Below are 5,369 nucleotides of genomic sequence, written 5' to 3' on the forward strand. Positions count from 1 at the left end.
TCATGTGCCCTACAACGCAACCCGCTCTCTGCATTGAAGACAACGCTGCCAGTCGAGATCCAAACATTTCCTGCGCCCAATGAATCAGTTCCGTGGGAGTTCGTTCCTCAAACGATTCGTTGAGATCTGATAAATCGGCCTGAGTCAGTCGTGCCATTCAAGTATTCCTGTAGAGATCTTCTACCTGCAGTGAAGCAATAGACAGTTCGCAAAATTAAAGTTGATCCTGTAAATATCGTGAAATTTTACTTTCACTACATTATTTTCAGGAATTGTAGCGTACCTTCAGAAATACCTCAATGCGCGCGGGAAAGTGTTCAGTGCCAATCAGTGTAATTTCACTCGAATTACAATAGCATCTCTTCTAGACACTAAAATTTTCAGGCCCGCTGACGGTCGACCTGCGGGAAGTAGTCATTCTTCAACTGAAAGAAATTATCTTTGACCAGATCGGCAATACTATCGACGACCAGATCTGGCTGATAGGCATAATAATCCAAATCAGCCAATGATGTTCCTCCCGAAAGAACCAACACAGAACGATATCCCATCTCAACTCCACCGAGAATATCCGTTTCCATCGTATCGCCAATCATAGTGGTTTGAGCAGAAGAAATTCCTAATTCCTGACGAGCAGCTCGCATCATAACAGGGCTTGGTTTTCCGACACTAAATGCTTTTTTCTTAGTTGCCGCTTCCAACATAGCAACAATTGCCCCACAACCCGGTCGCAGACCATTTTGAGTGGGACAATTAGGGTCCATGTTTGTGGCAATTGATTTTGCACCATTTTCAATCATTCTGACCGCGGATTCGATCATCTCTAAGTTCATCGATCTTCCTTCACCCACCACGACATAATCGGGATCATGGTCCACAATAGAATATCCATTTCGATGAAGAGCATGTAACAGGCCCCCTTCTCCAATTACATAAGCGGTACCATTTGGCTTACTCTGCGCCAAAAAACGAGCAGTTGCCATCGCACACGTAAAAATATGTTCTTCGCCAACGGTAATCCCCATCCGAAAGAGCTTGGTCACAACATCCCGTCGGGTTCTCTGGCTGTTATTCGTTAAAAAAATGAAAGGCAGATCTCTCTTTTTTAGCTCATTGATAAATTCGACTGCCCCCTCAATCAGGTCAATCCCTCTATAAATGACACCATCCATGTCAATTAAGTATCCTGGTAACATTGCTTTCGGTCCTTGAATGATAAATTGAGTTCTGACTCAATTGAAAAATCTTTAGCTAGCAGCGCATAGAAACATACGGGTAAACACATGGCAATTGTTGTGCCGTATCCCTTAAGACAATTTAAATAATTGAAAACCCGGAAGATGATAACTTCTTACGTTCTCTATATTTTCATCATTTCTCTGACATCATCACGGTTTAAAAAATTACCTATTCTTAATCAAGAACTCACACAGGAATTTTTGAGCGACTTAGAATTTAAGCGAAGTTGCTCAGCAAATAGACATGGCACTTTTTAGATATAAAAAAAACCCGATTGGTTTTCCACAAACCAATCGGGGCCGCAACAAACAAATTTTTGACTAAGCGAAATACTAAATGCCCTTTATTCAGATTTGGATAAATCCTGAATCTCAATTTTCCGGGGCGGCTTTTCCAGTTTTTTATCTAGAACAACCGTTAATACTCCCGCATCCAAAGTTGCATTGACGGAGGCTGGATCGACCCAATCAGGAATCTGGACCACACGCTTGAACTTGCCATAGCGTCGTTCATGATGCAGATAGTCACGATTTTCCTCAGTGGTCCTTTCGCCGGTTAGAATTAGATGCCCTCCCTGAATATCCAACGCAAGATCTTCCTTACTCATGCCTGGTACATCGAGTGCCACGTGATATTTTCCTTCTTCTTCCCAAACGGAAAGAGGTGAGTAAGCACCCTCCAGTCCTGATAAAGACTTGCCAAACATTTGGTTAAACGCATCATCCAATTCTGAACGCAGGCTTGCAGAAAAAGGAAAACCGACTTTGTGTGTACTTAACATCAGATTTGCTCCTTAAATGACATACCCATTTATTGATTTCGGAACCCCATTGGTTCACATGAATTCAATTCTTGATAGTTCATGTCATTGCACAGAACATGCCAAACAAGGTATAAAATCGGCGCAGCGGACTTAATTCATTTTTAATTAAGCACTTACAATCAAGAGTCATTCGAATCCCAAATGATTCAACCACGAAACAACTGCCATATTGACACCGGCACAGAATATATTTGAATCGCCATTTTGGCAGCATCTTGTTGAATAAAAAAACTCGCAGTAAACCTAGTGATTTACTGCGAGTTGATCTAAATCGTTACTCAATTACCGAATCCACATCACGCTTACGCGTTATAGTAGAGATCGAATTCGAAAGGATGAGGTCGCAAACGAATGGGATCCAATTCTTCGGTCCGCTTGTGTACGATGAAAGATTTGATCAAATCTTCACTGAAGACATCGCCGGCTGTCAGGAAGTCGCTATCTTCTTCCAAAGCAATCAATGCTTCATCCAAAGTTTTGGGAGCAACATTGGTTTCAGCCAATTCTTCCGGAGTCATATCATAAATATCACGATCCAAAGGCTCGCCGGGATCAACCTTATTCTGAATCCCATCAATCATAGCCATCATCAAAGCGGTAAAGCTGAGATAACCATTGGCAGTTGGATCTGGGCAACGGAATTCAACACGCTTTGCCTTCGGGCTTCCGGAATACATCGGAATTCGGCACGCAGCAGATCGGTTACGTTGGCTCATTGCCAGTGTAACAGGTGCTTCAAAGCCGGGTACCAATCGGTGGAAACTGTTAGCAGTGGGGTTTGACAAGGCAATCAAAGCACGACCGTGTTTGATAATCCCGCCAATCGCATGCAGAGCCAGTTCACTCATGCCTGCATAACCATCACCGGCCATTAATGTATCTCCATCCTTCCAGAGAGAGATATGAGTGTGCATACCAGAACCATTGTCTTCAAAAACTGGTTTCGGCATAAAGGTAACGGTCTTACCCGCTCGCTTAGCGACGTTTTTAATTACGTACTTGTACCACATGAACTGGTCAGCCATCAGCAACAGTGGTGCGAATTCCATATCAATTTCGCACTGCCCGGCTGTCGCAACTTCATGGTGATGTGCTTCAACGACAATCCCCACGTTTTGCAGTTCTTCAACCATTTCAGCACGCAGGTCACCGTAGCTGTCGATAGGAGAAACAGGGAAATATCCCCCTTTATAACCCACTTTATGACCCAGGTTGCCCTCTTCGGATTTACCTGTATTCCAGGCGGCTTCAGAAGAATCGATTTCATACATGGCCCCTCTTTGATTCGAGAGGTAACGCACATCATCAAAGATGAAAAATTCTGGTTCAGGACCAATAAAACAAGAGTCTGCAATACCTGTCTGTTTCAGATAAGCCAACCCTTTTTTCGCAACACCACGCGGATCCTTATTGTAATCCTCTTTGGTAATCGGATCCACAATATCTGCCAGAACACTGACTGTGGGTGCCTTGAAAAAATGATCCATTTTCACGGTCGAGGCATCAGGCACGGCTAGCATGTCTGAACTGTCAATCGGTTGCCAGCCACGAATGGAAGAACCGTCAAAACCAACGCCGTCTTCAAAAGTACCTTCGTCCCAGGTACTAATGGGGTACGAACAATGCTGCCAGGTGCCAAAGATATCGGTAAACTTTAAATCTACCATCTTAGCGCCATTTTTTTCTGCAAATGCAAAAAAGTCTTTGGGAGTCATCGCAAATTGCTCCTCTTTTTAACTGAGTGAAACTGCAAGTCTAGAGCCCCGTCTTGCTCTCACCTGCGAAGAACCGATCATATCCACAATAAGTCTAGGCAAAGTGCGCAACAGGCTGTTCAAAAATGCCTGACCACCGAAAAAGCAAGCCCTTTGCAAAACGAGAACCGTTGCCACATTGGGTTACTTTTTCCTTTGCTTATCTGCGTGTGAGCCAGTTTGAATCCCTCAAACATTCAAGTGATCTCAAGACTCAACTCACATTTCCCTGGTCACTTAAGCTCATCATGATTTTAAGTAGATCGGCTGGAACAAAAGCGATTGCAGGAGCTCGCAACCATACCGAAACCCATAGGCACAAGATACAAATACGCTCGAGGTTGACGGAAACTTCAGGTGATGTATCTTGCTTGATAGCTCACTACCGTAACGAAACAATCTACAGAAATCTACTGTCAGACACTAGTTCTCTGGTAAATCCCCGCCGGATTTGAAATTTCTTAACTCCTGAAATGCAAATGGACTTTGACGCAAATAACGATCCCCCGCTTCAGAGAATCAGGGCACCTTAGATCGATCAATTGCCGCAAAAATGAATGGAGATTGCATAAAAAAGTAGCTCATGCAGCGTTTCTGCCGCATTTGCATTGATTTGTCGTTCCAGCCTAAATACTGACCAGAGCTTTCATCTCGCGCACCGCCTGCTCCATTCCGACCAGCACAGCTCGGGAAACAATGCTATGACCGATATTGAGCTCACTTACATGGGGAATGGAAGCAATTCTAGTAACATTGCGATATGTTAAACCGTGCCCCATATGCAGTTTCAATCCCTGTTCTATCGTAAATTCAGATACATTAACCAGCGTTTCATACTCCGTCTGTTGAACTTCAGCCGAAGTCGCATCTGCATAACGCCCCGTATGTATCTCAACTGCATGGACCCCTGCATTTTTTGAGGCTGCGATCTGTTCCCGGTCAGGATCAATAAACAGACTTACCTCGATTCCAGCATTCTGAAGCTGAACAACACAATTTTTGACCCGGTCAAAATTCGCTATGACATCCAACCCCCCTTCGGTCGTCAATTCCTCTCGCTTCTCCGGAACTAACGAAACCTGATCGGGACGCACATCCAGGGCAATCCGGGTCATCTCCTCTTCCGCCGCCATTTCCAAATTCAATTTCACCTGAACCGTTTTCTTCATCGTATAAAGATCGTGGTCCTGAATATGCCGCCGGTCTTCCCGCAGATGTAAAGTAATTCCGTCCGCACCGCCCAGTTCTGCCAGCACAGCCGCCCAAACGGGGTCTGGCTCATAGGTTAAACGGGCCTGACGAACGGTGGCTACATGATCGATATTCACACCTAATGCCGGCATAGTAGGATTACTTTCTATTTACAGCAAATGACAGATCAGATTGAGGATAAACAATTCACAACACTCAAACCGACAAGTGAAGTAGGAATAAAGTTCTCTCCCATTTCATGAATGATTCCCTATATTATAGGTTTGACACAGAATATCCAGAAACGAGATCCCGGAATCTCACAGGATCTTATCAATTCATTGAATAGTTCACTGATAATA

Annotated in this window: 4 protein-coding genes; all 4 read right to left on the reverse strand. The window is 44.1% G+C overall.

Annotated elements, in window-relative coordinates; all coding sequences use genetic code 11:
• Positions 1-380: 380 nt before the first annotated feature.
• The 4 genes from Q0668_RS11030 to Q0668_RS11045 all read right to left on the reverse strand — a co-directional run bounded on the left by Q0668_RS11030 (position 381) and on the right by Q0668_RS11045 (position 5,159).
• On the reverse strand, positions 381-1,196 hold the full coding sequence (locus Q0668_RS11030) for an HAD-IIA family hydrolase (RefSeq protein ID WP_298864255.1): 816 nt from the start codon (positions 1,194-1,196) through the stop codon (positions 381-383).
• 386 nt (positions 1,197-1,582) lie between these two features.
• Positions 1,583-2,020 carry an Hsp20/alpha crystallin family protein gene (locus tag Q0668_RS11035; RefSeq protein ID WP_298864257.1) on the reverse strand — a complete coding sequence of 146 codons (438 nt, stop codon included), beginning with the start codon at positions 2,018-2,020 and terminating at the stop codon, positions 1,583-1,585.
• A 344-nt stretch (positions 2,021-2,364) separates the two neighbouring features.
• Complete coding sequence (glnA, locus tag Q0668_RS11040; RefSeq protein ID WP_298864260.1) at positions 2,365-3,777, reverse strand: type I glutamate--ammonia ligase; 1,413 nt, start codon at positions 3,775-3,777, stop codon at positions 2,365-2,367.
• Between the two features lie 665 nt (positions 3,778-4,442).
• Complete coding sequence (locus tag Q0668_RS11045; protein WP_298864263.1) at positions 4,443-5,159, reverse strand: pyridoxine 5'-phosphate synthase; 717 nt, start codon at positions 5,157-5,159, stop codon at positions 4,443-4,445.
• Between the last annotated feature and the right edge of the window lie 210 nt (positions 5,160-5,369).

The organism is uncultured Gimesia sp., from assembly GCF_937910335.1.
Taxonomy (GTDB): domain Bacteria; phylum Planctomycetota; class Planctomycetia; order Planctomycetales; family Planctomycetaceae; genus Gimesia.